This window comes from Mesorhizobium sp. M0106 (assembly GCF_040322715.1).
Classification (GTDB): domain Bacteria; phylum Pseudomonadota; class Alphaproteobacteria; order Rhizobiales; family Rhizobiaceae; genus Mesorhizobium.
On record NZ_JAMYUA010000029.1, the window covers coordinates 22,887 to 48,975 of the forward strand.

Below are 26,089 nucleotides of genomic sequence, written 5' to 3' on the forward strand. Positions count from 1 at the left end.
AAAGAATTGGGAAATGGCTCGCAGTAAATGCGCCGGAGAAACTGATTAGGGATTTGTCCAAATGGACAAATCTGAGACAAACATTAGCTCGCGGCGCACTAAAAAGGGGCTTCGCTACAGGGAAGCATCTTTCTATCGATGAGCGCCTTCTTATTTCATAGGCTATATTGCTCCTCACCAGGTCTACATGCGATGAGCAACGCGACGCGTGATCCCGAAAATCGATTCCTGTAAAGAATCTTCCGCCAAATCAACGCGCAGCATCTCCAAAATGGACGCGCGCTGCAACAAAAAAAGGCCGGCAAGGTTTCCCTTGCCGCCTGCCTCACCCGCCCGTAGGCCGGCTCCCCCTATCAGAACGATCCCATCTGAAAGAAACCGGCTGTCATTGCCACTACCGGTTACCGCCGAGCGCCGAGGCAAGGCGCACAAGCGAGAGGAACTCGGACCGGTATCCAAACGGGTCGGCTCCTCTGGCGGCGGTGGCAATCTCCATGATCTTGTCGTAGCCGAACTTCGCGGTCGCATCCTCGTCGCGCAGCTTCTGGCCGAAGGCAGCAACGGCAACGGAGAAACGCTGGTCGGTGCTGGCCTGGTCGAACGACGCCACCTCGTTGGCTGACGTTACCGGCGTGGTGATCAGCTTCGAGGTGTCCTCGTTCGGCAGCTTGTAGCGGATCTTGACGAAAGCATATTCGTCGGCATTGGCGACACCGCCATTGTTCACCGAGGCCTGGCCGTAGCGCAGTTGATCGATCTGTTCGCCGCCGCTGCCCTTAGGCGTGATCTCGTAGATCGCGGTGACTGAATGACCTGAGCCGATCTCGCCGGCATCGACCCGGTCATTGTTGAAATCCTCTCGGTTCAAGGCGCGGGTTTCGTAGCCAATCAGCCGGTACTCCGAGACCTTGTTCGGGTTGAACTCGACCTGGATCTTCACGTCCTTGGCGATGGTGAACAGTGTCGAGGAGGCATCCTCGACCAGCACCTTCTCGGCCTCCGCCAACGTATCGATGTAGGCAGCAGTGCCATTGCCGTTCTGGGCGATGGTCTGCATCATCTGGTCGTTCAGATTGTCGCGGCCGAAGCCGAACACCGACAGGAATACGCCTGTCTTGCGCTCCTTTTCGATCAGCCGCTTCAGGTCGTCGTCGTCGGTCTGGCCGACATTGAAGTCGCCATCGGTGGCGAGCATCACCCGATTGATGCCGTCCTTGACGAAGGATTTCTGCGCCAGCCTGTAGGCTTCCTTGATGCCGGCCTCGCCTGCCGTCGAGCCGCCGGATGTCAGATTGTCGATGGCAGCGAGGATCTTGTCCTTTTCCGAAGCCTTGGTGGGCTCCAGCACCGTACCGGCATCGCCCGCATAGGTGACGATCGAGACGGTGTCGTCAGGTCTCAGCTTGTTGACCAGCAGCCGGAAGGCCGACTGCAGGAGCGGCAGCTTGTCCTGCTCGTTCATCGAGCCCGACACATCGATCAGGAAGACCAGATTGGCCCTGGGCTGCTCGGCCGGCTTCACGTCGAAACCCTTGATGGCGACATGCATCAGCCTGGTGTGCTCGTTCCACGGCGTCGGCATGACGCTGACGGTCGAGTTGAACGGCGTCGAGGCGGAGTCCGGGCCTTTCCAGTCATAGGGGAAGTAGTTGACCATCTCCTCGACGCGAACCGTGTCGGCCTGCGGGATAAAGCCTTCCTTCAGCGAGCGCCGGACGAAGGAATAGGAAGCGGTGTCGACATCGATCGAGAAGGTCGAGACCGGGTCTTCAAGTGCGGCATGCACCGGGTTGGTCTTGAAATTCTCCACGCGGTCGCGGTTTTCCTCTTGCGGCAGCATCTGGTCGGCCGGCGCAGCGGCGGGCTGCTGTGCCATCAGCTTGGGCTCGGCAACCGTGCCAGGCATGCGTCCGACCCGCGCGCCGCCATCGACTGCCGGAGCCGCGGAGCTTGCACCCCCATCCACCGCGAACTCGCCGCTCTGCGCCGGTTCAGGTGCATTGCGGCTGAGCACATCCTGCTGCGTCAGCCCGCCGACTGCGGTCGATTCCGCCTTCGGCGGCGATGTCGGCGCCACAAGCGCCTCGCCGGTGTCGCGGCTTTCACTGTCGGCGTCCGCCTTCTTCTGCTTGTCCGCTTCGGCAACGACCGGCGGTTTGACGGTCGCCGGTTTGTCAGCCAGCGTTTCGGTGATCTTATCCCCGCCGAATTCGGGCCCGCCGAATTTGGATTCCCCCAGCATATAAATGGTAGCGTATCCGGCGATCGGCAGGGCAACGAGCCCGGCAATGGCCGGCGTGGCGAAGAGTTTCTTTTGCATGATTTCGCTCCAGAGCCTTTGTGCTCGCTCTGTGAGACGAAGCCCGCTCACCGATCCTTGGGCGCCCGGCAAAGTTTTTTCTTCCATGTCATAGGCGCGCAGCGCGGCCTGGAGGGCACGCGCCTTTGCGTCCGCGTCGGGCGCCGGTGCTGCGATGTCGCGCAGTCTGTTCAGTTCGTTGTCGTCGACCATGGTCACACTTCCCCGGCTGAACGCATCAGCGTCTTCAGCCGTTTCTTCGCCTCATGGATGTGCCAGGAAACCGTTGTCTCCGAGATCGCCATCGCCTCGGCGGCGGCGGCGTGGCTCAGCCCTTCGCCATAAACCAGCAGCACCGCATCGCGCTGCTTGTCCGGCAGCTTGCGCACCGCTGCCCAGAGCGCCTCGGCCGGGTCTTCCGGCTCGGCCGAGATTTCCCCCGAAATCAGCGCATAGGCGCCATAGGCCTCGGTCTTGACCGTCTCGCGGGCGGTCTTGCGCATCATGTCGCGCGCCGCATTCAGCGTCATGGTGTAGAGCCACGTCGTGAAGGCACCGCTGCCGTGATAGTCGCGGATCGCCCGCCCGAGCCGGACGCAGACTTCCTGGGCGATGTCCTCGGCGTCGGCCTTTTTGCCGCACCAACGATAGGCGGCGCGATAGACGAAACCATAGTGCCTTTCGAGCAACTTGCCGAAAGCACCCCGGTCTCCGCCCTTCGCCCGTCCGATCAGTTCGGCGTCGGAGGCTTCGCTTTCGTCCAGCATCATCGCCATCATTTGCCTGTTGGACGAAGGCTAATGGCGGTTCCTTGGGGCGATGGAAAGAATTTTTTGGCGGGCGGTCACGTCGTAATGGTTGGCGTGCCTTGGCCGAGCGTCTCCGCAAACAGCATCGTCAGCCGCTTCCAGTGGCGTTCGGCGCCGGCTGCATCGAAGGCACTATGGTCCGGCATGCACCAGCCATGCGCCATGCCGGCATAGTTCTCTATGACATGATCGACCTCGGCGGCGCGCAGTGTTTCGGCCAGCCGCGCCGATTGCTCCGGCGGAAAGCTGCGGTCGACACCGGCAGTGCCGATATAGACCCTTGCCTTGATTGACGCTGCCTTCCGGTGCGGACTGTCGGCTGCGTCACCAGCCAGATTGCCGCCGTGAAAACTGAACGCGGCGGCGATGCGGTCGGGATAGCTGGCCGCCGCGTTCAGCGCCCGCGCTCCGCCCATGCAGTAGCCGACAATGCCAACCGGCCCGGCCAGGCCTTGCGCAACAAGTGCATCGAGGAAAGCGCCGCTGTCGCGGATCGTCATCTCCTGGGTCGTGCCGTCCAGGAGATCTGTGATGGCGGCCTTGCTCCTCTCGTCGCCGAACGCAGTCTTGGGATCGAACGGACCGTAGGGCGCATTGCGGTAAAAAAGGTCCGGCACAAGCACCGCATAGCCCTCGCTCGTAAGCCGCTCCGCCATCTGATCAAGCGCCGGTCGCGGACCGAAAACGTCCATGTAGAGGATGATCGCTGCCTTGGCTGGGGCCGCCGAACGGAACAGCCGGGCCTTGGCAATGCCGTCGCTTGTCTTGATCTGCATCGCTTGCGTGGCCATCATCCGCTCCGTTGATCTGACGTGCGATAGATACCCGCGGTGGCCGTCGCGGCAAGCTGTAATGAGGCGATCTGCTTCAAGATTTCGTGCGGCATTCGGCGACGCTACAGACGCGCGAATGCTGCCATGTGAAAGGCCTGAACCTCGGCCGGATAGCGATAATCGGTACCGTAAGGACAGGCGTTGCGTTCGAGGCAGCCGCCGGTCCGGCAGGGCGCGCCGTTTTGCCCGCGCACATGCGCCAGACAGGTTTCATGTGCAAAACCGTCCGCAGAATAAGCCTCTACCGGACAGGATTTCAGGCAAGGTTTTTCCAGACATGTATCGCAAAGGTGAATCACGTCGCGGGGTTCTTGGAGCGCAATTTCGTCTTCGAACAGCAGCGCGCCGCGATAGGCATGCCAGAGCCCATATTGCGGATGCATGAGAATGCCGAGCGGCGACGGCCGCAAGCCCTCCGCCCGCATCGCCCATCGCTGGAACGGCAGATACGGTCTGTCGGACGGTGACACGGCGCGCGCCCCGAATTTTCCGGCCACCGCGCCGATCACTTCGCGCGACCATCTGTCGAGCGGATCGTCGATCGGCTGTGACTGTTTCTCCAGCCAGCGCAGGAAGTGCGGCCAAGGTGCGGCACCCGCCTGCCCCACCAGCAGGACGGATCTGGCGGCCGCGCCGGAGAGACCGGAAGGTGTTTCTTCACCACCTGCAAAATTGAAGCCGCCGCGAAGCATGAGGCCGGAGGCGGAAAGCGCTGCCGCGATGGTTTCGACCATGCTGCGCTCAAGGAACTCTGTCACCCTTCGATCCTTGAAAACGGGATTACTCCCCTTTTCTCAAGCGTCTCACGCAAATTATCGGCGTAGCGATGAGCAAACGCCTCTACTTCACCTTTGGGCCGGGCAAAATAGCGGTCATAAAGTGTTGAGTAGTCCTTACCTTGGGCGAACGGCGCTTCCACTTTTCCAAGCCAATCAACCCAGTGGCCGATCTCATGCAGAAGCGTGCGATAGAGCTGCGTGGCTCGCACGGAATCGAGTGAGGTGGAAACGAGATGCTTCTTTCCAACCCGGCTGATTTTGTGACCGTCCAAACGAAGTCTGTCCAACTCTGCCGCATCCTCAGGGTCCAGCGATGTGGACCATTCGATGGTGTCGCCAACGTTACAGGCTTCCAAAAATAAGGACGGACCACTTTTTTCGATGGAGGATCCGCGGAAACCAAGATCGGCATAATAAAACATCCGCCCCCACGCCGGTCTGAGTACGCGCGCTTTTCGCGTCGGTTGGCGCAAGACAAATGTTTCCAGCCCGGCCCAGTCAGCGAGAGGAACATGAGAGAGAAGGAAGACAACATCTTTGACCGAGCATGCGTGAACACACCCACCGCTCGCCTTTTCGACAATGAGCGTTACGGCCCTGCCATTCACCGTCCTGCGCAGCGTCTGGCCAGGATTGAGCTGCGCCGCACACCATCCGGCGGATGTCCACGGTCGGGGAACGGTCATGCGGTTGTTTTGCCCATGGCCCTGCTTCGGCGTGCCAATGTTCCGGTTTCGCCTGGTTGGATTGAAAGGCATTGGCACCGTTCCCTCGCCGCTCGTCCTCACCCGCGACACGCAAATCACCCCTTCTTGTGCGGGTCGGAGAAGGCACTCCGCCAGACTTCCTTGTGGATGATGTTGGCGACTTTAGCCCCGCCTGATTCGGGCTCCTTTCAGGTGAAGGCGTCGGCCATCGACGCCTTCTTCCTGGCAATGAAGTCCTTCAGCCCGTCGTCGATACCCTGATCGAGATGCGGCGCCTCGTAGCTTTCCAGCCAGCGGCGGGCGAGCTCGTTGGCGCGCTGCGGCGCGGTTTTTTCGCCTTCCGCCAGCCATTGCTCGTAAGAATTGTTGTCGGCAATGTTGGAACGGTAGAACGCGGTCTGGAAATTGGCCTGGGTGTGGTCGCAGCCGAGATAGTGGCTGCCCGGGCCGACCTGGCGGATGGCATCCATCGCCTGGCCGTTTTCCGACAGGTCGACACCCTCGGAGAACTTCTGCGTCATGCCGAGCTGGTCGATGTCCATCATGAACTTTTCGTAGCAGGAGGCGAGACCGCCCTCGAGCCAGCCGGCCGAATGCAGCACGAAGTTGGTGCCGGCGAGGATCGTCGAGTTCAGCGTGTTGGCGCTCTCGTAGGCGGCCTGCGCATCGGGGATTTTTGAAGCACAGAGCGAACCGCCGGTGCGAAACGGCAGGCCGAGCCGACGGGCAAGCTGTGCGGCGCCATACGAGACCAGCGACGGCTCCGGCGTGCCGAAGGTCGGCGCGCCCGACTGCATCGAGATCGACGAGGCGAAGGTGCCGAACAGCACCGGCGCACCCGGCCGGATCAGCTGCGTGAACGACGCGCCGGCCAGCACTTCGGCCAAAACCTGCGTCAGTGTACCGGCGACCGTCACCGGGCTCATCGCACCGGCAAGGATGAACGGCGTGACGATGCAGGCTTGGTTGTGGCGCGAATAGACCTTCAGCGCTCCCAGCATGGTCTCGTCGAAAACCATCGGCGAGTTGGCGTTGATCAGGCTGGTCAGCACCGTGTTGTTCTCGACGAAATCGTCACCGAACACGATCTTGGCCATTGCCACCGTATCTTCAGCGCGCTCGGGCGCGGTCACCGAGCCCATGAACGGCTTGTCTGAATATTTGATATGGCTGTAGACCATGTCGAGATGGCGCTTGTTGACCGGCACGTCGACCGGCTCGCAAACCGTGCCGCCGGAATGGTGGATCGACGGCGCCATATAGGCGAGTTTCACGAAATTCCGGAAATCCTCGATCGTTGCATAGCGCCTGACGCCGTCGAGATCGCGCACGAAGGGCGGTCCATAGACCGGCGCGAACACTGTCGCGTTGCCGCCGATCTGCACCGAGCGCTCGCCGTTGCGGGCGTGCTGGGTATAGACGGACGGAGCGGTCTTCAACAGCGAGCGGCAGAGGCCCTTGGGGAAATGCACCCGCTCGCCCTTGACGTCGGCGCCCGCCTCTTTCCAAAGCTGCAGCGCCTCGGCGTCGTCGCGGAAGATGATGCCGATCTCCTCCAGCACGGTGTCGGTGTTCTTTTCGATCAGCGCCAGCCCTTCCTCGTCCAGCACTTCATAGACGTTGATCTTGCGCTTGATATAGGTGAGCTGTGTGCCGGGGCCGCCGCCCGAACGCGCAGCCCGTCGGGCTGCGGCGCCACCGCTGGCAGCGCGCCCGCGCCGTGCGTTTGACGCTTCCTGATCGACCGGCGCGTTCTCACTCATAATCGTTCTTCCCTGGCTTTCGTTCTGGCCTGATTTACTCCGGCCTGGCTCTTGCACCGGCCTGAAATCCGTTTGCGGCCGCATATTGCGGTCTCTGGCCGGATCGTAGCCATGCACCCTATTCGAAACGGCCCGCCAGCGCCAACGCCTGTCGCAAAATCGACAAGAATTCCAAGAGATTTACGGTCGCTTTCGTTTTGCGGGAAGTCGCAAATCAGCTATGGACAACCGGCCCGTGCGGGTTAGGTATTGACGCGATATTTTTAAGCTGCCGCAACAGTTGTAGCCGGCAAGGAGCCTGAGAAAAAATGGCCGACGACGAGATCATCCTTTCGGAACTCTCCGACGACGAGTTGGTGCAGCAGATGCACGACGATCTTTATGACGGGTTGAAGGAAGAAATCGAGGAAGGCACCAATATCCTTCTCGAGCGCGGCTGGGCGCCTTACAAGGTGTTAACCGAGGCTCTGGTCGAGGGCATGCGCATCGTCGGCGAGGACTTCCGCGACGGCATCCTGTTCGTTCCCGAAGTGCTGCTGTCGGCCAACGCGATGAAGGCCGGCATGTTCATCCTGCGTCCGCTGCTTGTCGCCACCGGCGCGCCGAAGCAGGGCAAGATGGTGATCGGCACCGTCAAGGGCGACATCCATGACATCGGCAAGAATCTGGTCGGCATGATGATGGAAGGCGCCGGCTTCGATGTCATCGACCTGGGCATCAACAATGCGGTCGAAAAATATCTCGATGCCATCGAAAAGCACCAGCCCGACATCATCGGCATGTCGGCGCTGCTGACGACGACCATGCCTTACATGAAAGTCGTCATCGATACGATGAAGGAAAAGGGCATTCGCGATGACTATGTCGTGCTGGTCGGCGGCGCACCGCTCAACGAGGAATTCGGCAAAGCCGTCGGCGCCGACGCCTATTGCCGCGACGCCGCGGTGGCGGTCGAGACCGCCAAGGACTTCATGAAGCGCAAGCACAACGTCCGCGCTTCGGCCTGAGCCAATAAGTCCGGCACCAACGAGAAAAGCCGCGCCTTGCAGTGCGGCTTTTTTATTCCCAAATGTTTAGAGCCGTGCGGATCAGGGTTTCTTGACGGTATCGTCAACAGCCTTCGCAGTGGATTTGATATCCTTACCGACGCCGCGCACCGTGTTGGCGCAGGCCGAAACAGCCAAGGCGCAGGCGAGAATAGCGATTGGCGCGACGCGGAACAATTTCATGAATGGTGTCTCCCTCAGGATATAAATTCGCTGGACAGCAACGAAGATGGATTAGACTGGTTCCATGACTACTGCGCGAAAACAACAATCCGATCAAGGCGACAGGCTGCTCGTCATCGCCTGCGGGATGATTGCGCGCGAAGTTTTGGCGGTCAAGGAGCAGCTCGGGCTCGACCATCTCGACCTGACCTGCCTGCCGGCGGAGTTCCATTTCTATCCGGACCGCATCGCGCCGGCCATGGACAAGGCTATCGAGAAGGCCAAGACCGACGGCTACAGCCACATATTCGTCGGCTATGCCGATTGCGGCACGGGTGGCTTGCTCGATCGGATCTGCGAGAAGCATGGCGTCGAGCGCATGGCCGGGCCGCATTGCTTTGCTTTCTACCAGGGCATGGATGCCTATGCGAAGGTCGCCGATGACGACATGATGTCGTTCTACATGACCGATTTCCTCTGCCGGCAATTCGATGCCTTCTTCATGAAGCCGCTCGGTCTGGACAAGCACCCGGAGCTGATCAAGGACTATTTCGGCAACTACGAGAAGCTGATCTATATCGCTCAGACCGACGACCCGGAACTCGACAAGGTCGCCGAAAAGGCGGCGAAAATGCTCGGCCTCGCCTATGAGCGGCGCTCGACCGGCTATGGTGACCTGACGAAGGAACTGGCCGGCGCTGCAATCCTGGCTTGACGATATTTCTAGGCAAAGCGTTCTTCAGCTTCAAGCCCGGCGAGCACATCTGCAAAGCTCGTCTTGCAGACGAAACCCAGCCGGTCCCTAGCCCGCGACGCATCATAGACCCGGTCGATCGACGAAAACATCGTCCAGCCTTTCTTCGTGTAGAGTGCCGGATAATCCGGAAAATAGCGCGCGACGACCGACGGCGCGTCGGCGATCAAGGCCGCGCAATCTTCGGGCTGGAAAGGCGTCGGTGCCGAGATGATGAAAGTCTCGAAGCCCAATTGCGGCCCTTTCTCCAGGGCAGCGATGTGGGCGTCGGCTGCGTCCTCCACCGTCAGCCGGCGGAACAACAGCTCATTGGTCTTGGTGTTGGCACCCGACTGTTCGATCACGTGCGCCATGTCGTCCGCCTCGGGAAAAAACCGGGCGGTGCGCAACACGATCACCGGCAGGCCGAACTGCAAATGATAGAGCCGGCAGAGCTGTTCGGCTGAAAGCTTGGTGACGCCGTAGATGTTGCGCGGTTCAGGCGACATGTCTTCCGTCAGCCATGCCGCCTTGCGCGCCCCGCCGGTGAAGCCGGTGGTGCGTATGGACTCGGAAATCATCAGCGATGTCGTCGACGTAAACACGAAGCGCTGAACGCCAAAAGCTGCTGCCGCATCGAGCAGGTTGAGCGTGCCGCGCACATTCGTCTCGACGAAATCCTCGTTGCGATGACGTTCGATGTCAGGCTTGTGCAGCGCGCCGCTATGGATGATGGCCTCGATGCGGTTCTCCTCGACCGCCCTCATGACCAGGTCGCGATCGGCGACAGAGCCGACGATTCGCGTTTCCGAGGATGGGACGGGATCGAGGCCGGTGACGTCATGACCAAGAGCCCGCAGCCGCGGCGCCAAGGCGCTGCCCAGCCAACCGGACGATCCCGTCAGCAAGATCCGCATTCTTTCCACCTCGTTTCTGCTGTCGATGCTCAGCCACGGATGACAGAACGCGGCGAAACATTAAGGTATGCGCCAGACAAGAAAACAGCCTGCTCCAGCCATCAAAAGGGAAACGCCAACGATGATCGCTCGCCTCATGTTTGCCGCAGCAACTGTCCTCTGCTTGACGATGCCCGCGTTCGCCGATGGCGAGGTGCAGAAGCTGATAACGGCTGCCGACAAGGCGCGGCTCAACAAATATGGCGAGACGCGCAAGGCAGCGCTTGACGAGGCGAAGGCCGGCGATCCCGCCGAGGTCAAGCAGCTCGACGCCTTGCTGGCAAAGCCGCTGGTTCCCTTCTCTGACAAGGACCTGACCGGCAAATGGCAATGCCGCACCATCAAGGCCGGCGGATTGGGCCCGCTCGTCATCTATGGCTGGTTCAAATGCAAGGTGAGCGACGACGGTTCCGGCTGGAGACTGGAAAAGATCACCGGCTCGCAGCGCACCAAGGGCCGCTTCTTCGACGATGGCGAGAAACGCGCGATCTATCTCGGTTCCTTCCACGTCAACGACGATCCGGCAAAGCCCTACGGCAGCGGGCCGGAAAGCGATCAGGTCGGCTATGCCTTCCGCAACAGCGCCAGTGAATGGCGCATCGAGTTCCCGGCGCCCTATTACGAATCGAAGCTCGATATCCTCGAATTCAAGCGCTGAGCCCCGATCACCAGGGGTTAACCCGGTCAGCCTAGCATTCGCGCGCAAAGAACAGGTTCTTTGCGGGGGGTCGCAGAGCATGGCACTGTCGAAAACAAACCAACGGCCGATCGTCGTCGTCACCGAAGGCGGCCCGCATATCTGGGCGATCGTCAACGCCCTCGCCGATCAACTCGGCCCGGTCAGCGTCATCCTCGAAGCTCCTGAATCCAAAAAGCAATTGCTTCTCGCGCGGGCGCGGCGGCAAGGCTGGACCTCGGCCATCGGTCAACTCGGCACGATGGTGCTGACGCGCCTCGGCAAGCGCTTCTTCGCCGGCCACGCAGCACGGCTTGCCGCCGGGCAGAAGCTGCAAACCGAACCGAAGCCTGGGCAAAAGATCATTTATGTCTCGTCGGCCAACGCGCCGGAGTGCCTGCAGGCGATTGCGGAAATCCAGCCGGGTGTGGTGCTGCTCGCCGGCTGCCGCTTGCTGTCGCTGCAGACGCTGGCGAAAATCCCTTGCCCGGTCCTCAACTACCATGCCGGCATCGCCCCGAAATATCGTGGCATGAACGGCGGCTACTGGGCGCTGGCTTCAGGCGATGCGGAGAACTTCGGCACCACCGTGCATCTGGTCGACGCCGGCGTCGATACTGGCGGCGTGCTGCGGCAGACGCGTGGCAAACCGCAGCCGGGCGACACAATTTCAAGCTACGCGTTGCGGCAGGCGGCCTTCTCGCGCGACATCTGCGTCGAAGCGGTCAGGGATGCGCTGGCTGGCAAGGTCGGCACGGTGGATCCCGGCCTGCCTTCGAAACAATGGTATCATCCGACGGTATGGTTTTATCTCTGGACGGGGATAAGGAACGGCGTCTGGTGACGCGCCGATTTACCGGACAGCCACCCGCCACTAACATTGCATCATGAGCGACATCGACCACCGCACCATCATTGCCGGCCTTTCGGTCGAGGACCGTCGCGACCTCACCGCCAGGCTTGACCGGCCAGGCATTGTCCGGCTGGCGGTCCATGCCGGGCTGGTTATCCTGCTGGGCGCGCTGATCGCCGCCCGCATCCCGTTCTGGCCGCTGCTCGTCTTGCCGCAGGGAGTCCTGATCGTCTTCTTCTTCACGCCGTTGCAAGAGACCATCCATGAAACCGCGTTCAGGACGGCGTGGCTCAATCGCGCTGTTGCTGCCGTGGCCGGCTTCCTGATCCTGCTGCCGCCGGCATGGTTCCGCTATTTCCATTTCGCCCATCACCGCCACACGCACGACCGGAGAAACGACCCCGAACTGATGGCGCCGAAGCCGGAGACCGTCAGCCAATATCTGCGCTATCTGTCCGGCAGCCCCTATTGGATCGCCATGGGCCGCGTGATCGTAACCAATGCGGCTGGCCGCAATCGCGACGGCTTCGTGCCGGAAAAGGGCCGCGGCAAGGTGGTTGCCGAAGCACGGCTGTTCCTGATCGGCTATGCGGCATTGCTGGCCGCATCGCTCGCCGCGCAGTCGGCGCTGCTGTTGTGGGTCTGGATCGTGCCGGTGCTGGTCGGACAGCCGTTTTTGCGTGCCTACCTGCTGGCCGAGCACGCGTTGTGCCCGCATGTCGCCAACATGCTCGAGAACACCCGCACCACCTTCACCACAAGGCTGGTGCGCTTCGTGGCTTGGAACATGCCGTACCATTCCGAGCACCATTCCTATCCGGCCGTTCCCTTCCACCGCCTGCCGCGCTTCCATGACATCGTCGGGGAGCATTTGCGCACGACCGAACGAGGTTACGTGCGCTTCCACAGGAAGCTGGTCGGCAGCTACGATGGCCGCGCCGGCTGACCAGTGCTGGAAGAAACTCCGCTTTCAACCGCGGCCGTCGATTGCGTCGCTTTTGAAGGCCCCCGCGTCGTCCCATAACAAGCAGCCCAACAGCGCTTCCGGCAATGCTCGAAACCACTGCATTGGCCAAAAGATCGGAATCGATCTTCGGAGAGCACGATGCAGCGGAGTTAAATGGTAGAGCATCGTTTGTGCGTCCGATTGGACGCACGGCGCTCTGCAGGAGCAGGAAATTATGGCCGATCTGATCGTCGTCTACTGGCGCGACATCCCCGCCCAGGTCATCGTCAAGAAGGGCCGGCAGAACGCCAAGCGCGAACTGCCGCTGCGCTTCACCGAGGCGATCGACATGTGCGCCATGCGCACCGGCGCTGGCGGCACCGACGACTATCTTGCCGAATGGCGCAAGGCAGAACCCCTCCCGGTCAGTGACGATCTTGAAGCCGAGGCCGAGAAGGCTCTTCAGGAACTTGATGCGAAATACGACCGTGAGCGGCTGGTCGCTCTGGTCAAGGCGGGGGGCAAAGAAAATGTCTGATCCCCAATCAATGCCGGCGACGACGGCTCGAGCCGGCGTAACCCAGGCGACCATCGTCAAGAAGGCGGCGCCGAAATCCGACTACAAGCCGGCCGACGTGTCGCCACAGCGGCGTGTGCAGCGCTCTTTCGCGGTGCGCCTTTGGTCTGTGCGGCATTCGCGGCTGCTCGAATGGTTCTACGGCAAATTCGCCGACATGTTCCTGCTCCTCCATCCGCTGTGGAAGGGCATCGGCTACAGCCGTGTCGAAGGGCCCGTGAAATTCGTCGAAAAGCGCGTCAAGGGCTTCATGTTCGACTGCCGCATGTGCGGCCAGTGCATTCTTTCCTCGACCGGCATGTCGTGCCCGATGAACTGCCCCAAGCAATTGCGCAACGGCCCTTGCGGCGGTGTCCGCGCCAACGGCAATTGCGAGGTCGAGCCTGATATGCCTTGCGTCTGGGTCAAAGCTTGGGAAGGCTCGCGGAACATGGCGCATGGCGACAAGATTTTTGACGTGCAGAAGCCGGTGGATCAGTCCTTGCGCGAAACCTCCGCCTGGCTGCGGGTCACCGCGCAGGCCGCGGCCGCCCGCAATGCGGCCCGGAATACTACGAAGACCGGAGCGTCGGCATGATCGGCCGTCAGCCAGACGAGAATCCGGCCGGCATCCATTTGCCGCTCGATCCCCTGCCCGGCCACACCTCGCGCGGCCGGCTGGAACGCGTCCTAAGGCGCGGCGAGTTCGCAGTGACGACCGAGCTCAATCCGCCTGACAGCGCCGATCCGGAAGACGTCTACAACCGCGCCAGGATTTTCGACGGTTGGGTCGACGCCATCAATGCCGTCGACGCTTCCGGCGCCAACTGCCACATGTCGTCGGTCGGCATCTGCGCGCTGCTGACCCGCATGGGCTATGCCCCGATCATGCAGATCGCCTGCCGCGACCGGAACCGCATCGCCATCCAGGGCGACGTGCTTGGGGGTGCTGCGATGGGCGTCGCCAACATGCTCTGCCTGACCGGCGATGGCGTGCAGGCCGGCGACCAGCCCGGCGCCAAGCCGGTGTTCGATCTCGACTGCATGTCGCTGCTCGAAACCTGCCGCGTTATGCGCGATAACGGCAAATTCCTGTCCGGCCGAAAACTCACGACGCCGCCGCAGCTTTTCCTTGGCGCGGCCATCAACCCGTTCGCGCCGCCGATCGATTTCCGGCCCTATCGGCTGGGCAAGAAGATCGCCGCCGGGGCACAATTCGTGCAGAGCCAGTACTGCTTCGACGTACCGATGTTCCGCACCTACATGCAGAAGGTCCGCGATCTCGGCTATACCGAGAAATGTTTCATCCTGTGCGGCGTCGGGCCGCTGGCCTCGGCCAAGACGGCCAAATGGATCCGCTCCAACGTACCGGGCATTCACATTCCCGATCAGATCGTCAAGCGCCTGGAAGGCGCCCAGGATCAGAAGAAGGAAGGCAAGCAGCTCTGCATCGACATCATCAATGAGGTGAAGGAAATTCCCGGTGTATCCGGCGTCCATGTGATGGCCTACCGCCAGGAAGAATACGTCGCCGAGATCGTCGACGAATCCGGCGTGCTGAAGGGTCGCCGGCCGTGGAAACGCGAAATCCGTCGCGACGACCAGCTCGTTGCCGACCGGCTCGACCACATACTGCATGACGACCTCACCGAAACCCAGGTCGACATGGTCAAGACCGCGCATTGACAGCGCGAATCGTCAGCATTCGCTTGATCAGAAACAGATAACGATATAAAGAACTCTTTATATCACGATGGAGAGATTTCATGACCCGCACCATCGTCGCCTCGGCGACACGAGAAATCATCATCGGCTTCGATCAGCCCTTCTGCGTGATCGGCGAGCGCATCAACCCGACCGGCCGTAAGAAACTGGCCGCCGAAATGATCGCCGGCAATTTTGAGACCGTCATCAAGGATGCGCTGGAGCAGGCCGCCTGTGGGGCGACCATGCTCGACGTCAATGCCGGCGTCACTGCAGTCGATCCCAACGCCACCGAGCCGGCGCTGCTGGTGCAGACGCTGGAGATCGTGCAAGGCCTGGTCGACCTGCCGTTGTCGATCGACTCCTCCGTGACTGCGGCAATCGAAGCGGCGCTGAAGGTCGCCAAGGGCCGGCCGCTGGTCAATTCCGTCACCGGCGAGGAGGAAAAGCTCGAAGCCATCCTGCCGTTGATCAAGAAATACAACGTTCCCGTCGTCGCCATTTCCAACGACGAGACCGGTATTTCGATGGACCCCGATGTGCGCTTCGCCGTCGCCAAGAAGATCGTTCAGCGCTGTGCCGACTTCGGCATTCCGGCGCATGATGTGGTCGTCGACCCGCTGGTCATGCCGATCGGCGCGCTGGGCGATGCCGGCCGCCAGGTATTTGCCCTGCTACGCCGGCTGCGCGAGGAGCTCAAGGTCAACACCACCTGCGGCCTCTCCAACATCTCGTTCGGCCTGCCGCACCGTCATGGCATCAACGCCGCCTTCATCCCGATGGTGATCGGCGCCGGCATGACCTCGGCGATCATGAACCCGGTGCGGCCGCAGGAAATGGAAGCGGTGCGCGGCGCCAACGTGCTGAACGGCACCGACGAGAACTGCACCAACTGGATCAGGACCTACAAGGACTACAAGCCTGCTGAAGGCGGCCAGGCCGTTGCCGCCCGGACGCAGGTCAACGCGCCGGGCGATGGCAATGGCAATGGCGGACGCAGGCGCGGCGGCCGCGAAGCGCGTATGGCCCGGGGTTGAGCCAGGTCTTGGCCGACACGATATGGGGCCCAGGACTTGGGAGGAACCGAGACACAGCGGCATCGCTGCCGTGGCCAAGACCCGAGCTGCGTAGAAAGTAAAGTCTGGAACGTATGAACTCTCCCGTCAACATCACCGATCCGCTCGTGCTGTTCATGCCGTCGGGCAAGCGCGGGCGGTTTCCGGTCGGCACGCCGGTTCTGGATGCCGCGCGCCAGCTCGGTGTCTATGTCGAGAGCGTGTGCGGCGGGCGTGCCACTTGCGGGCGTTGCCAGATCGAGGTGCAGGAAGGCAATTTCGCCAAGCACAAGATTGTTTCCTCCAACGATCACCTCTCGCCCAAGGGCGCCAAGGAAGAGCGCTACGAGCGCGTACGCGGCCTGCCCGAGCGCCGCCGGCTGTCCTGCTCGGCGCAGATTCTCGGCGATCTCGTCGTCGACGTGCCGCAGGACACCGTCATCAACGCGCAGACCATCCGCAAGGACGCCGACACCAGGGTCATCGCCCGCGATGCGGCAATCCGCATGTGCTATGTCGAGATCGAAGAACCCGACATGCACAAGCCGCTCGGCGACCTCGACCGGCTGAAGATCGCGCTGATGAAGGACTGGGGCCTCAAGAGCCTCGATTTCGATTTCCATCTGTTGCCGCAGGTGCAAGGCATTTTGCGCAAAGGCAACTGGACCGCGACCGCCGCCATCCACAAGGACACCGACAGCGAGACCGCACGGGTCATCGCTTTGTGGCCCGGCCTCAAGAACGAGGCGTACGGACTTGCCTGCGATATCGGCTCGACCACGATCGCCATGCATCTGGTGTCGTTGCTGTCGGGCCGCGTCGCCGCCTCGTCGGGCACATCCAATCCGCAGATCCGCTTCGGCGAGGATCTGATGAGCCGTGTCTCGTACGTGATGATGAACCCGGACGGCCGCGAAGGCATGACGGTCGCCGTGCGCGAGGCCATTTCGGGGCTTGTGGACAAGGTCTGCACCGAAGGCAACGTCCAACGCAACGACATCCTGGATTCCGTGTTCGTCGGCAATCCGATCATGCACCATCTGTTCCTCGGCATCGATCCGACCGAGCTCGGCGGCGCCCCCTTCGCGCTAGCCGTCTCCGGCGCCGTGCACATCAAGGCATCGGATATCGGTTTGAAGCTCAACCAGGGCGCCAGGCTCTATATGCTTCCTTGCATTGCCGGCCATGTCGGCGCGGACGCTGCCGCAGTGACGCTGTCGGAAGGGCCGCACCGCCAGGACGAGATGATGCTGATCGTCGATGTCGGCACCAATGCCGAGATCGTGCTCGGCAATCGCCACCGGGTCGTGGCGGCCTCATCGCCAACTGGCCCGGCCTTCGAAGGTGCGGAAATCTCCGGTGGCCAGCGCGCCGCACCGGGTGCCATCGAGCGCGTCCGCATCGATCCTGAAACGCTGGAACCGAAATACCGCGTCATCGGCTCGGAACTCTGGTCCGACGAGCCGGGCTTCCTCGACAGTGTGCAGGCGACCGGCGTCACCGGTATTTGCGGCTCCGGCATCATCGAGGTGGTCGCCGAGATGTATCTCGCCGGCATCATCTCCGAGGACGGCGTCGTCGATGGATCGCTGAGCGGCCACTCGCCTCGCGTCGTCGCCAATGGCCGCACCTTCTCCTATGTGCTGAAGGAAGGCGAGCCCAAGATCACCATCACCCAGACTGATGTGCGCGCTATCCAGCTTGCCAAGGCCGCCCTTTATGCCGGCACCAAGCTTTTGATGGAAAAGCAGCACACCGATCATGTCGACCGCATCCACTTCGCCGGCGCATTCGGCTCGTTCATCGACCCGAAATACGCAATGGTGCTGGGCCTGATTCCGGATTGCGATCTCGACAAGGTCTCGGCCGTTGGCAATGCGGCCGGCGCCGGCGCCCGCATGGCGCTGTTGAACCGTGGCTATCGCCGCGAGATCGAGGAAACCGTTAGCAAGATCGAGAAGATCGAGACGGCGCTGGAGCCGAAATTCCAGGAACATTTCGTTTATGCCATGGCGCTCCCGAACAAGATCGACCCGTTTCCCAAGCTGTCGGCGGCGGTGAAACTGCCGCCGCGCAAGACGGTGAGCGAAGACGGCATTGCCGGCGACGCTGCCCCGCGGCGGCGTTCGCGCGAAGGCCACGCCGCGCGGCGCGGGCGGGGATGACTCGCCTCCGCCAGGCTGTCAGACCTTCCATTTTCTTTTGTATGCAAATGTTTCCAGATCGCGCCGATCTGGAAACGAAATCGCGTTTTCGTGAAATCCGCCAGATACATAGGCGGAGCATTTAACCGGCATCGAACGGCAGGCGGAAACAGTTTTCGGCCACCGCAACGCTCCAAGGAGATCAGGATGTCGATGTTCGAAAGCCTCGGCCGCTATGGTGCGGCCTTCAAGAAAACACGCGAAGCGCGCAAGTCGCTGCGCATCCTCAACAGCTTGCCGCCTGAGATCCAAAAGGACATTGGCTGGCCGGTGTCGCCGCGTTCGAGCGAAAGGCAGCTTTCGGTCGGATGGGGCATGCAGCGCGGATGAACTTCATCGACAAATGCAAGCTGCTCGGTATTCGCCGGAGCCGCAATGCGGCTCCGGCTGCACCCAGCAATTGGCTGCGCGCCGCGTTGCTGCCGCGGCGTTGAGCTGCGCCGGTAGGCCAGAGACTTCATGGCCGGACGCTTTGTCGACAGCTGGGATCAAACGACCGTGTTGAGATTGCATCAATCTTGACTTTTTTGGTGGCGACACAATCTTCGAAATAGTCGGGGGTTCTCTTAGTCGGCTCAGCCGAAGTCCGTGTATCTGCATGCCCAGTCTCAAAAGCCACGTCGTGTCGTTCGTCCTCAGGTACAGCCGCAAGAAGGCGTTTTCTAGCCCCGAGAACCTGCAGCGCTGGATCGCCTATGCGCGCAAGACGGAAAACCATCAGCCGCCTGCGTCGCTACGGTCACGCCTGGAGATCACAACCCGCACGATCAACGGCTTTCCCGTCTACGAGATCGCGCCCAAGGCTGGCGAGCGGAAGCGGATTCTCTACCTGCACGGCGGCGCTTACGTCTTCGAAATCACCCCCTATCATTGGCGGCTGATCGCCGACATGGCCGACCGTCTCGGGTTCGGTATCACTGTGCCGATCTATCCCATTGCTCCCGAACACGATTTCCACGCCATGTTTGGTATGGTCGGCGCTGTCTACCGCCTGATGTTCGGCGAAACCAGCGCGACTGACATCATCTTCATGGGCGATTCCGCCGGCGGAAACATGGCCGTCGTGCTGACGATGATGGCTGCGCAAAATGGCCTGCCCTTGCCATCACGCCACGTGCTGATTTCGCCCGGTCTCGACGTGTCGCTCGCCAACCCAGAAATGTATGAGGCCGAACGCAACGATCCGTGGCTGGGCATTGCCGGCGGCCGCGAGGCGATCCGGCTTTACAGCGCCGGCATAGATCCCACCGACTGGCGCATCAGCCCGGTTTACGGCGACCTGTCGGTGCTGCCCAAAACGCTGCTGCTGACCGGTTCACGCGATCTGCTCACCCCCGACAATCTGATCTTTGCGGAAAAGGCACGCGCGGCCGGCGTCGAAATTGAGGTCGTCCACGAGCAAGGCATGTTCCATGTCTGGCCGTTGATCGACATGCCGGAGGCGCGACGCGCGCGGGACAGCATAGTGGCCTTCTTGACCAACGAAACTGACAGTTATCATGCCAAGGCAGGAGAGTTGTCGCTGCAATGGGCAGACCGCGACGGAACCCCTCGCGATCTGGTTGCGCCGCTCAGGTCGTAGTTTGGCTCAGAACTTCCCAGTTTCCCTGAACATCTCAAACGTCGCGCGGATATGATCGGCGACTGCCTTCACCGGCGCGCTGGCGTCCGGCGTCACCACCATGGCCAGATTGTAGGTGCCGATGTCAGGCATGCCGTCCTTCGGGCACAGCTCGACCATGTCGCTGCCGAGGAATGATTTCGGCAACGGCGCGACTGCAAGATCCGCCATGATCGCGGCGCGCTGGCCGGCCGTGTGTGCGCTCATATAGGCGATACGGTAGTTGCGGCCCTCGCGGCCAAGCGCCTCCAATGCCCCTGCCCGCCAGGCACACCCCTCTTCCCACAATGAGACCGGCAGCGGCTCACGCAGATGCGCGCAACCGCCCTTGGCACCGGCCCAGACGATCGGCTCGGTGAGCAGCACTTCGGCGCCAATCGCGCTGGTCTTGTAGGAGTTGGTGAGCAACGTGATGTCGAGCGCCCGGTCGTCCATGCGCCGGCGCAGATTGACGCTCTGGTCGATGGTGACGTCGACCGCGATCGATGGATGCGACTGTGCGAACCGCTTCAGCACATGCGGCAGCACACGTTCGCCGTAATCGTCCGGCGAGCCGAGCCGCACCACCCCGACAATGTCTGGAATGATGAACTTCGACACCACCTCGCGATTGATCGACAGCAGCCGGCGCGCATAGCCGAGCAGCATCTCGCCATCGGTGGTCAGCGTCACCGAACGGGCGTCGCGCGCGAACACCGAGCGGCCGAGAATGTCCTCCAGCTTCTTGATCTGCATCGAGACGGCCGACGGCGTGCGGAAGACCGCATTGGCCGCAGTGGTGAAGCTGCCGGTCTCGGCGATTGCGACGAAAGTGCGCAGAACATCGAGATCGAGCAGCGGCAGCGGATGATTGAGTGGGGCGTTCATGGCAAGCGAGCTTCAATTTTTCTGATGCAAACCATCATTCCATTTCGTTTGATTGAACATCAGTTTGGGAGGATAGTCAACTCCATCGAAGGCGGGACGCATCGAAGTGGTCCCGAAACAACCATGACACGGACCTGCAATCGACACGAAATGAAGCTGAAACAAACCCGGTGTACCGCCTGACGCTGCAAGCGCCGGGACAACCCGGCCCAACGCGAAGGAGAATGAGATGTCTATCCTGTCATCCATCGGTCGGATCGCGACCGAGTTCAGCGAGGCCCGTGCCCGCTACCAGACGGAACGCGCCATCCGCGCGCTGCCGATTGAACTGCAGAAGGATATCGGCTGGCCTGAAGCTGCCGATGCCAAGGCCGGCACTCGCCATGGTGTGGGATCCTGGGCTGGAGCAAAGTAAACCGTGTGTATCAACAGCTGAAGGCCTGCCGCGCAGATCAGCCCGGCAGGCCTTTTTGTTTGTACTCCAATGATTTTCCCGAGCCATGTCGCCGTCGCATGCCGCATATGAGCAAGTCGCATAGCAGCCCGCACTGGCAATCAACACATTGTAAATAATCGAAAATCCGGGGCAGAATGCCCAAATTTGTCGCATTCCGTGTCGCTTTTCATATCAAGTGCTTCGCTTTTGCGATTTAGTTTCCCCTCACGTAAGCCTATATCATCATCAACAAACGAGCTGCCCCACTCCATCAAGCGAAGGCGACCCGTCTGAGCAACCGAATGGAGATGATCATGAAGCTTTTTGCCCGCCTCTTTGCCCGTCGCGAAATGAACCTGACGACCGCGCTCGAGCGCCAGCGCCTAGCCAACACCATGCCTGGCCAGACCGGTGCCATGGCTGCCGCGCGCCTCGGCTTCGTCGCCTGAGACGCGGCAATCCCGGCGGAAGCAGCCTAGCGCTGCTTCGAAGTCGATCCAGCGCCGCTTCGGTTTTGCCGAGGCGGCGTTTTCGTGTGCGCAGACTGCGTAGGCTCGTTTGCTCGATCCGGCGGCATATCGCGTCCTTCGCCGCATAGCGATTGCCCATTTGCGACCCGTCTCGCAAATAAAGTCGCTCCGTTGCCATCTAGCCAATTGACAGGAAACGTCTTTCCTGATGTCGCTATGCTAATCGCGACATCCTGTTCGCGCCATTGCAGCGTGAGGATCTACCCGTGAACGTCGTAAAGCACCCGATCCGGCGATCGTTCGTATTCTTCCTGGTCCCCGATTTCACCATGATCGCCTTCGCGACGGCGCTCGATCCGTTGCGTTCGGCCAACCGCATGCTCGGCTATGAAGCCTATCGCTGGCGGCTCGCCAGCATCGACGGCAAGCCGGTGCGCGCCTCGAACGGCGTCGAATGCGCCGTCAACACCTCGCTGGAGGAAGAGCGCAAGAAAATGTCCGGACCGGACCGGCCGAACATGGCCATCGTCTGCAGCGGCATCAATGTCGAGCGCTACCAGAACAAATCGGCCTTTGCCTGGTTGCGCGAGGAGTACAATCGCGGCGTTGCCGTCGGCGGCCTGTGCACCGGCGCGCATATCCTGGCCGCCGCAGGCCTGCTGTCCAACAAGCGCTGCGCCATCCATTGGGAGAACCTGCCGGGCTTTTCCGAGGCGTTCCCCAAGGCCAATGTCTTCGCCGACCTCTTCGAGATCGACCAGAACATCTACACCTGCGCCGGCGGCACCGCCGCGCTCGACATGATGCTGAAGCTGATCGGCGACGATTTCGACGAAAGCCTCGTCAACCGCGTCTGCGAGCAGGTGCTGACTGATCGCGTGCGCAGCCCGACCGACCGCCAGCGCCTGCCGCTGCGCGCCCGCCTTGGCGTGCAGAATTCCAAGGTTCTGACCATTATCGAGCTGATGGAAGCCAATCTCTCCGAGCCGCTCTCGCTGATCGAGGTCGCTGACCATGTCGACCTGTCGCGCCGGCAGATTGAGCGCCTGTTCCGCACCGAGATGGGGCGCTCCCCTGCCCGTTACTATCTGGAGATCCGCCTCGACCGCGCCCGGCACCTGCTGATCCAGTCGTCGTTGCCGGTGGTCGAAGTGGCGGTCGCCTGCGGCTTTGTTTCCGCCTCGCATTTCTCCAAATGCTATCGCGAGTTGTACGCCCGCTCGCCGCAACAGGAACGCGTCGACCGCAAGCAGCTTCTGGCGGCTTGATCCAGCACGTTTCGCGCGCGCGGCCGAAATTGTCATGACATTGTCTGGCGAATGTGACCGGCGCAGCTTTCATCTCGACGCCGAAAAATGGATCGCGTTCATGGCAGGGCTCGACGCGCCAACGCGTGATCTCCCCCGCCTCAAGCGCTTATTGAACGAACCAAGCATTTTTTCCGGTCGCGATCCAGCGTGAGCGAGTTCCAGATCGAGAAACTGGCCCGCAAGCATTTGGTGGACATGTTCGACTGCGGTGAAGAACCGCTCAATCGCTTTCTCGTACGCTATGCATTCCAAAACGAGCAAGCCAATGCATCGCAGACCTACATTGGTCTCTCTGGCGAAGATGTGATCGGCCTTTACACCCTGGTCGTTGGTGAAGTTAAATATGAGGGTGGCGCCCGAGCGATCGACGAAAGGTCTCGCCCGCCATCCGGTGCCTGTAATGCTGCTGGCGCGTCTTGCGGTCGGTCTGGACTGGCAAGGCAAAGGCGTCGGCGGCGGACTGTTGCGCGATGCCGTCCTGCGCAGGTTGCAGGCGGCCGATATTGCAGGTATCCGCGCGGTCGTCGTCCACGCCAAGAACGACGGCGCCCGCACGTTTTACGAACGCTACGGATTCGCGCAATCGCCGACGGACCCGCTGCATCTTTACGTGCTTATCAAGGACTTACGAAGTCTCTGAGCCGTTCAGGCGCCTTGCTGACCCGACTATATCTGCGCCGTGCGCATCGCCTCGACGCGGATATCTTCCGTCAGCCGCGCCTTCAGTGCCGAAAACTCCGGGCTGGTCTTCAGCGTGTAGTGGCGCGGATGCGGCAGGTCGACGGCAACGTCCGATTTGATGCGGCCCGGCCGTGCCGTCATCACGACCACGCGCGACGCCATGAAGATCGCCTCCTCTATGTCGTGGGTGACGAACAGCACCGTTTTTTGCCGGCGCTCCCAGATGCCGAGAAGCAGTTCCTGCATCAGCCCGCGGGTCTGGTTGTCGAGTGCGCCGAACGGCTCGTCGAGCAGCAGGATCTCCGGATCGTTGGCCAGTGCCCGGGCAATCGCGGTGCGCTGCTGCATGCCGCCGGAAAGCTGCTTCGGCCAATGGTTTTCAAAACCTCTCAGCCCGACGAGATCGACGTAAGAAGCGACGATTTCGCTGCGCTCGTGCTCGGCCATTCCACGTTCGCGCAGGCCGAAGGCGATGTTCTCGGCGACCGTCAGCCACGGAAACAGCGTATAGGACTGGAAAACCATGCCGCGGTCTGGACCGGGCCGGTCCACCACCCTGCCGTCGAGCAGAACACGTCCCCCACTCGGCGCTTCGAGGCCGGCGACGATCCTGAGCAGCGTCGACTTTCCACAGCCGGATGGCCCCAGGATGGTTATGAAGTCGTTGGCGGCGACCGCCAGATCGATCGGCATCAGCGCCTTGACCGGCTGCCCACCGCCGACACCGGCGAAGGTGCGCGAGACGCCTTCGATGAGCAGCTTGCTCACGCCAGGCTCCATGGAAACAGCCAACGGTTGAGCGCCTTGAAGGCGAAATCGGACAACAGCCCGATCAGGCCGATGACGATGATGCCGAAGATGATCTGCCCTGTCGCCAGCCGCGACTGGCTGTTGATGATCATGTAGCCGATGCCCGACGACGAGCCGATCAGCTCGGCGACGATGACATAGGTCCAGGCCCAGCCGAGCACCAGCCGCAGGGTCTCGGCAATCTCCGGCGCATTGGCCGGCATGATCACGCGCCGCACGATGCCGTTGTCGGACGAGCCAAGCGTGTAGGCCGCCTCGACCAGGTCGCGCCGTGTGCCGCCGACCTTGACCGCGATGATCAGGATGATCTGGAACACCGAGCCGACGAAGATCACCAGCAGTTTTTCGAGCTCGCCAACGCCCGCCCACAGGATGAGCAGCGGGATGAAGGCCGATGCCGGCAGATAGCGGGCGAAGGAGACGAACGGCTCCAGGAACGCCTCCACTGGCTTCCAGGCACCCATCACGATGCCGAGCGGCACGGCAACGATGGCCGCCATCAGGAACCCGCCGAAGACGCGCCAGATGGTGATAAAGATGTCAAGCCAGAAGCGGTCCTCGACCAGCAGCCGCCAACCGTCTCTCACCATCGACAGCGGATCGGCAAGGAAAATGCGATTGACGTGGCCGCCAAGCGTGATCCACGCCCAGAACGCCACGAACAGCACGAAGAACGAAATGCCGAGCACGGTTCGAATGCCCGGCGAGACCGGATGCAAGGGGCGCGGCATCTTCGACCGTCCTCTGATCTGAATGAAAAAGCGGCGGCGCACGCGCCGCCGCCGGGCGACAATCCTGCCGGTTAGTCGGCGACGGCGCTGGTGTCGGCCAATGTCGAGACGTCAGGCGCTTCCTTGATCAAACCCATCTGCAGCAGAAGCTCGCCGGCGGTCTTGGAAAAGTCCTGGAATTCCTTGGTGAAGAACTGCTTGTTTTCAGCCTTGTCGGCCCATTTCAGGTATTTGGCCGACTCTTCGAATTCCTTGGCCGACTGCTTCACGTCGGCACCCATCGTCTCATAGGATTTCGCCGGATCGCTCTTGATCAGGTCGAGTGCCTCGAAATAGCTGTCGGCAAGCGCCTTGCCCGCATCCGGATTGGCCTTGAGGAACTCCGGCGTGCAGCCGACCGTATCGAGCACCATCGGATAGTCGAGAGTGGTCACAAGGATATGGCCCTGGTCGGACTTTTCGCGCACCGCCGAGATGAACGGCTCATAGGTGACCGCCGCATCGTTCTGGCCGGCGAGAAACGCCTGCGCCGCCGCATCCGGCTCCAGGTTGACGACCGTCACGTCCTTGGTCGACATGCCGTTCTTGTTGAGCACCCAGGCCAGCATGAAATAGGGCGAGGTGCCCGGCGCCGAAGACGCGACCGACTTACCTTTGAGATCGGCGACGGTCTTGATGTCGTTGCGGGCGACGATGCCGTCGGCGCCGTAGGATTTGTCGAGCTGGAATATCTGCTTGGTCGTCACGCCATTGGCGTTCCAGACCAGCCAGGTCTCGACCGTGGTGGCGGCGCATTGCAGGTCGCCGCTGGCGATGGCGAGCGGCCGGCTGGCTTGCGGCACCTTCTTCAAGGTGACGTCGAGGCCGTGCTTTTCGAAGATGCCGGCCTGCTTGGCGAGCGTCAGCGGCGCAAAGCCGGTCCATCCACTGATGCCAATGCTGACCGATGTGGCGGCCATCGCCGGCGCGGACAATCCGACGGCAAGCGTCAAGCTTGCGGCAAGAATTCCGATCCTGTTCATGTCGGTTCCCCTTTTATGTGTTCGGATGCGGAATTGTGTCACAGACGCCCGCAGGCTTGT

29 protein-coding genes are annotated in these 26,089 nt (G+C 61.6%); 17 read left to right on the forward strand and 12 right to left on the reverse strand.

Annotation, left to right across the window (positions count from 1 at the left end; translation table 11 throughout):
- Window positions 1–394: 394 nt before the first annotated feature.
- From NKJ55_RS24300 to NKJ55_RS24325, 6 genes are all read right to left on the reverse strand, one after another.
- Entirely contained in the window at window positions 395–2,512 is a 2,118-nt protein-coding gene (locus tag NKJ55_RS24300; RefSeq protein WP_352452094.1) for a vWA domain-containing protein, read from the reverse strand.
- 2 nt (window positions 2,513–2,514) lie between these two features.
- Window positions 2,515–3,075 carry an RNA polymerase sigma factor gene (locus tag NKJ55_RS24305; RefSeq protein WP_352452095.1) on the reverse strand — a complete coding sequence of 187 codons (561 nt, stop codon included), beginning with the start codon at window positions 3,073–3,075 and terminating at the stop codon, window positions 2,515–2,517.
- A 68-nt stretch (window positions 3,076–3,143) separates the two neighbouring features.
- Window positions 3,144–3,899 carry a dienelactone hydrolase family protein gene (locus tag NKJ55_RS24310; protein ID WP_352452096.1) on the reverse strand — a complete coding sequence of 252 codons (756 nt, stop codon included), beginning with the start codon at window positions 3,897–3,899 and terminating at the stop codon, window positions 3,144–3,146.
- Between the two features lie 104 nt (window positions 3,900–4,003).
- Window positions 4,004–4,633 (reverse strand): hypothetical protein, encoded by a 630-nt coding sequence (locus NKJ55_RS24315; protein WP_352452097.1) that lies wholly within the window; start codon window positions 4,631–4,633, stop codon window positions 4,004–4,006.
- 62 nt (window positions 4,634–4,695) lie between these two features.
- Entirely contained in the window at window positions 4,696–5,478 is a 783-nt protein-coding gene (locus NKJ55_RS24320; RefSeq protein WP_352452098.1) for a hypothetical protein, read from the reverse strand.
- A 137-nt stretch (window positions 5,479–5,615) separates the two neighbouring features.
- Complete coding sequence (locus NKJ55_RS24325) at window positions 5,616–7,190, reverse strand: trimethylamine methyltransferase family protein (RefSeq protein WP_352452099.1); 1,575 nt, start codon at window positions 7,188–7,190, stop codon at window positions 5,616–5,618.
- 308 nt (window positions 7,191–7,498) lie between these two features.
- On the opposite strand from NKJ55_RS24325, the gene NKJ55_RS24330 reads away from it, so the two are divergent.
- Entirely contained in the window at window positions 7,499–8,197 is a 699-nt protein-coding gene (locus NKJ55_RS24330) for a cobalamin B12-binding domain-containing protein (protein WP_023676506.1), read from the forward strand.
- Window positions 8,198–8,278: 81 nt separating this feature from the next.
- On the opposite strand, the gene NKJ55_RS24335 is transcribed toward NKJ55_RS24330, so the two are convergent.
- Window positions 8,279–8,419 (reverse strand): entericidin A/B family lipoprotein, encoded by a 141-nt coding sequence (locus NKJ55_RS24335; RefSeq protein WP_023676507.1) that lies wholly within the window; start codon window positions 8,417–8,419, stop codon window positions 8,279–8,281.
- A 64-nt stretch (window positions 8,420–8,483) separates the two neighbouring features.
- Here NKJ55_RS24335 and NKJ55_RS24340 point away from each other — a divergent pair, with 64 nt between their 5' ends.
- Complete coding sequence (locus NKJ55_RS24340) at window positions 8,484–9,113, forward strand: DUF1638 domain-containing protein (RefSeq protein ID WP_352452100.1); 630 nt, start codon at window positions 8,484–8,486, stop codon at window positions 9,111–9,113.
- An 8-nt stretch (window positions 9,114–9,121) separates the two neighbouring features.
- On the opposite strand, the gene NKJ55_RS24345 is transcribed toward NKJ55_RS24340, so the two are convergent.
- Window positions 9,122–10,048 (reverse strand): NAD-dependent epimerase/dehydratase family protein, encoded by a 927-nt coding sequence (locus tag NKJ55_RS24345; RefSeq protein ID WP_352452101.1) that lies wholly within the window; start codon window positions 10,046–10,048, stop codon window positions 9,122–9,124.
- A 121-nt stretch (window positions 10,049–10,169) separates the two neighbouring features.
- Here NKJ55_RS24345 and NKJ55_RS24350 point away from each other — a divergent pair, with 121 nt between their 5' ends.
- From NKJ55_RS24350 to NKJ55_RS24395, 10 genes are all read left to right on the forward strand, one after another.
- Window positions 10,170–10,745, forward strand: a complete 576-nt coding sequence (locus NKJ55_RS24350) for a DUF4893 domain-containing protein (RefSeq protein ID WP_352452102.1) — start codon at window positions 10,170–10,172, stop codon at window positions 10,743–10,745.
- A gap of 79 nt (window positions 10,746–10,824) precedes the next feature.
- On the forward strand, window positions 10,825–11,607 hold the full coding sequence (locus tag NKJ55_RS24355) for a formyl transferase (protein WP_352452103.1): 783 nt from the start codon (window positions 10,825–10,827) through the stop codon (window positions 11,605–11,607).
- Window positions 11,608–11,650: 43 nt separating this feature from the next.
- Complete coding sequence (locus tag NKJ55_RS24360; protein ID WP_352452104.1) at window positions 11,651–12,562, forward strand: fatty acid desaturase; 912 nt, start codon at window positions 11,651–11,653, stop codon at window positions 12,560–12,562.
- 235 nt (window positions 12,563–12,797) lie between these two features.
- Entirely contained in the window at window positions 12,798–13,100 is a 303-nt protein-coding gene (locus tag NKJ55_RS24365; RefSeq protein ID WP_352452105.1) for a virulence factor, read from the forward strand.
- A complete protein-coding gene (locus NKJ55_RS24370; RefSeq protein WP_352452106.1) occupies window positions 13,093–13,716 on the forward strand; it encodes a methylenetetrahydrofolate reductase C-terminal domain-containing protein in 624 nt (207 codons plus the stop codon). Before NKJ55_RS24365 ends, NKJ55_RS24370 begins: the two co-directional genes overlap by 8 nt.
- The gene (locus NKJ55_RS24375) at window positions 13,713–14,804 is read left to right on the forward strand and encodes a methylenetetrahydrofolate reductase (protein WP_023676515.1); all 1,092 of its coding nucleotides are present in this window, start codon (window positions 13,713–13,715) and stop codon (window positions 14,802–14,804) included. The genes NKJ55_RS24370 and NKJ55_RS24375 overlap by 4 nt, the downstream gene beginning before the upstream one ends.
- A gap of 80 nt (window positions 14,805–14,884) precedes the next feature.
- A complete protein-coding gene (locus NKJ55_RS24380) occupies window positions 14,885–15,859 on the forward strand; it encodes a methyltetrahydrofolate cobalamin methyltransferase (protein WP_023676516.1) in 975 nt (324 codons plus the stop codon).
- Between the two features lie 113 nt (window positions 15,860–15,972).
- Window positions 15,973–18,042, forward strand: coding sequence for an ASKHA domain-containing protein (locus NKJ55_RS24385; protein ID WP_352452107.1), 2,070 nt, complete (start codon window positions 15,973–15,975; stop codon window positions 18,040–18,042).
- 186 nt (window positions 18,043–18,228) lie between these two features.
- Complete coding sequence (locus tag NKJ55_RS24390; protein WP_023676518.1) at window positions 18,229–18,411, forward strand: hypothetical protein; 183 nt, start codon at window positions 18,229–18,231, stop codon at window positions 18,409–18,411.
- Between the two features lie 268 nt (window positions 18,412–18,679).
- Window positions 18,680–19,663, forward strand: a complete 984-nt coding sequence (locus NKJ55_RS24395; RefSeq protein ID WP_352452108.1) for an alpha/beta hydrolase — start codon at window positions 18,680–18,682, stop codon at window positions 19,661–19,663.
- A gap of 6 nt (window positions 19,664–19,669) precedes the next feature.
- On the opposite strand, the gene NKJ55_RS24400 is transcribed toward NKJ55_RS24395, so the two are convergent.
- Window positions 19,670–20,569, reverse strand: a complete 900-nt coding sequence (locus NKJ55_RS24400; RefSeq protein ID WP_023676521.1) for a LysR substrate-binding domain-containing protein — start codon at window positions 20,567–20,569, stop codon at window positions 19,670–19,672.
- 229 nt (window positions 20,570–20,798) lie between these two features.
- Here NKJ55_RS24400 and NKJ55_RS24405 point away from each other — a divergent pair, with 229 nt between their 5' ends.
- The 5 genes from NKJ55_RS24405 to NKJ55_RS24425 all read left to right on the forward strand — a co-directional run bounded on the left by NKJ55_RS24405 (window position 20,799) and on the right by NKJ55_RS24425 (window position 23,425).
- On the forward strand, window positions 20,799–20,984 hold the full coding sequence (locus NKJ55_RS24405; protein ID WP_352452109.1) for a hypothetical protein: 186 nt from the start codon (window positions 20,799–20,801) through the stop codon (window positions 20,982–20,984).
- Window positions 20,985–21,319: 335 nt separating this feature from the next.
- Window positions 21,320–21,454, forward strand: coding sequence for a hypothetical protein (locus NKJ55_RS24410; protein WP_013894968.1), 135 nt, complete (start codon window positions 21,320–21,322; stop codon window positions 21,452–21,454).
- Window positions 21,455–21,804: 350 nt separating this feature from the next.
- On the forward strand, window positions 21,805–22,743 hold the full coding sequence (locus NKJ55_RS24415; RefSeq protein ID WP_348625928.1) for a GlxA family transcriptional regulator: 939 nt from the start codon (window positions 21,805–21,807) through the stop codon (window positions 22,741–22,743).
- Window positions 22,744–22,777: 34 nt separating this feature from the next.
- A complete protein-coding gene (locus NKJ55_RS24420) occupies window positions 22,778–22,936 on the forward strand; it encodes a type II toxin -antitoxin system TacA 1-like antitoxin (protein ID WP_352452110.1) in 159 nt (52 codons plus the stop codon).
- A gap of 249 nt (window positions 22,937–23,185) precedes the next feature.
- The gene (locus NKJ55_RS24425) at window positions 23,186–23,425 is read left to right on the forward strand and encodes a GNAT family N-acetyltransferase (RefSeq protein WP_352452111.1); all 240 of its coding nucleotides are present in this window, start codon (window positions 23,186–23,188) and stop codon (window positions 23,423–23,425) included.
- Window positions 23,426–23,451: 26 nt separating this feature from the next.
- Here the strand turns inward: NKJ55_RS24425 and NKJ55_RS24430 are convergent, their stop codons facing one another.
- The 3 genes from NKJ55_RS24430 to NKJ55_RS24440 form a co-directional block, all read right to left on the reverse strand.
- Window positions 23,452–24,234, reverse strand: coding sequence for an ABC transporter ATP-binding protein (locus tag NKJ55_RS24430; RefSeq protein WP_352452112.1), 783 nt, complete (start codon window positions 24,232–24,234; stop codon window positions 23,452–23,454).
- A complete protein-coding gene (locus tag NKJ55_RS24435) occupies window positions 24,231–25,007 on the reverse strand; it encodes an ABC transporter permease (protein ID WP_352452113.1) in 777 nt (258 codons plus the stop codon). Before NKJ55_RS24435 ends, NKJ55_RS24430 begins: the two co-directional genes overlap by 4 nt.
- A gap of 71 nt (window positions 25,008–25,078) precedes the next feature.
- A complete protein-coding gene (locus NKJ55_RS24440; RefSeq protein ID WP_352452114.1) occupies window positions 25,079–26,029 on the reverse strand; it encodes an ABC transporter substrate-binding protein in 951 nt (316 codons plus the stop codon).
- Window positions 26,030–26,089 lie beyond the last annotated feature (60 nt).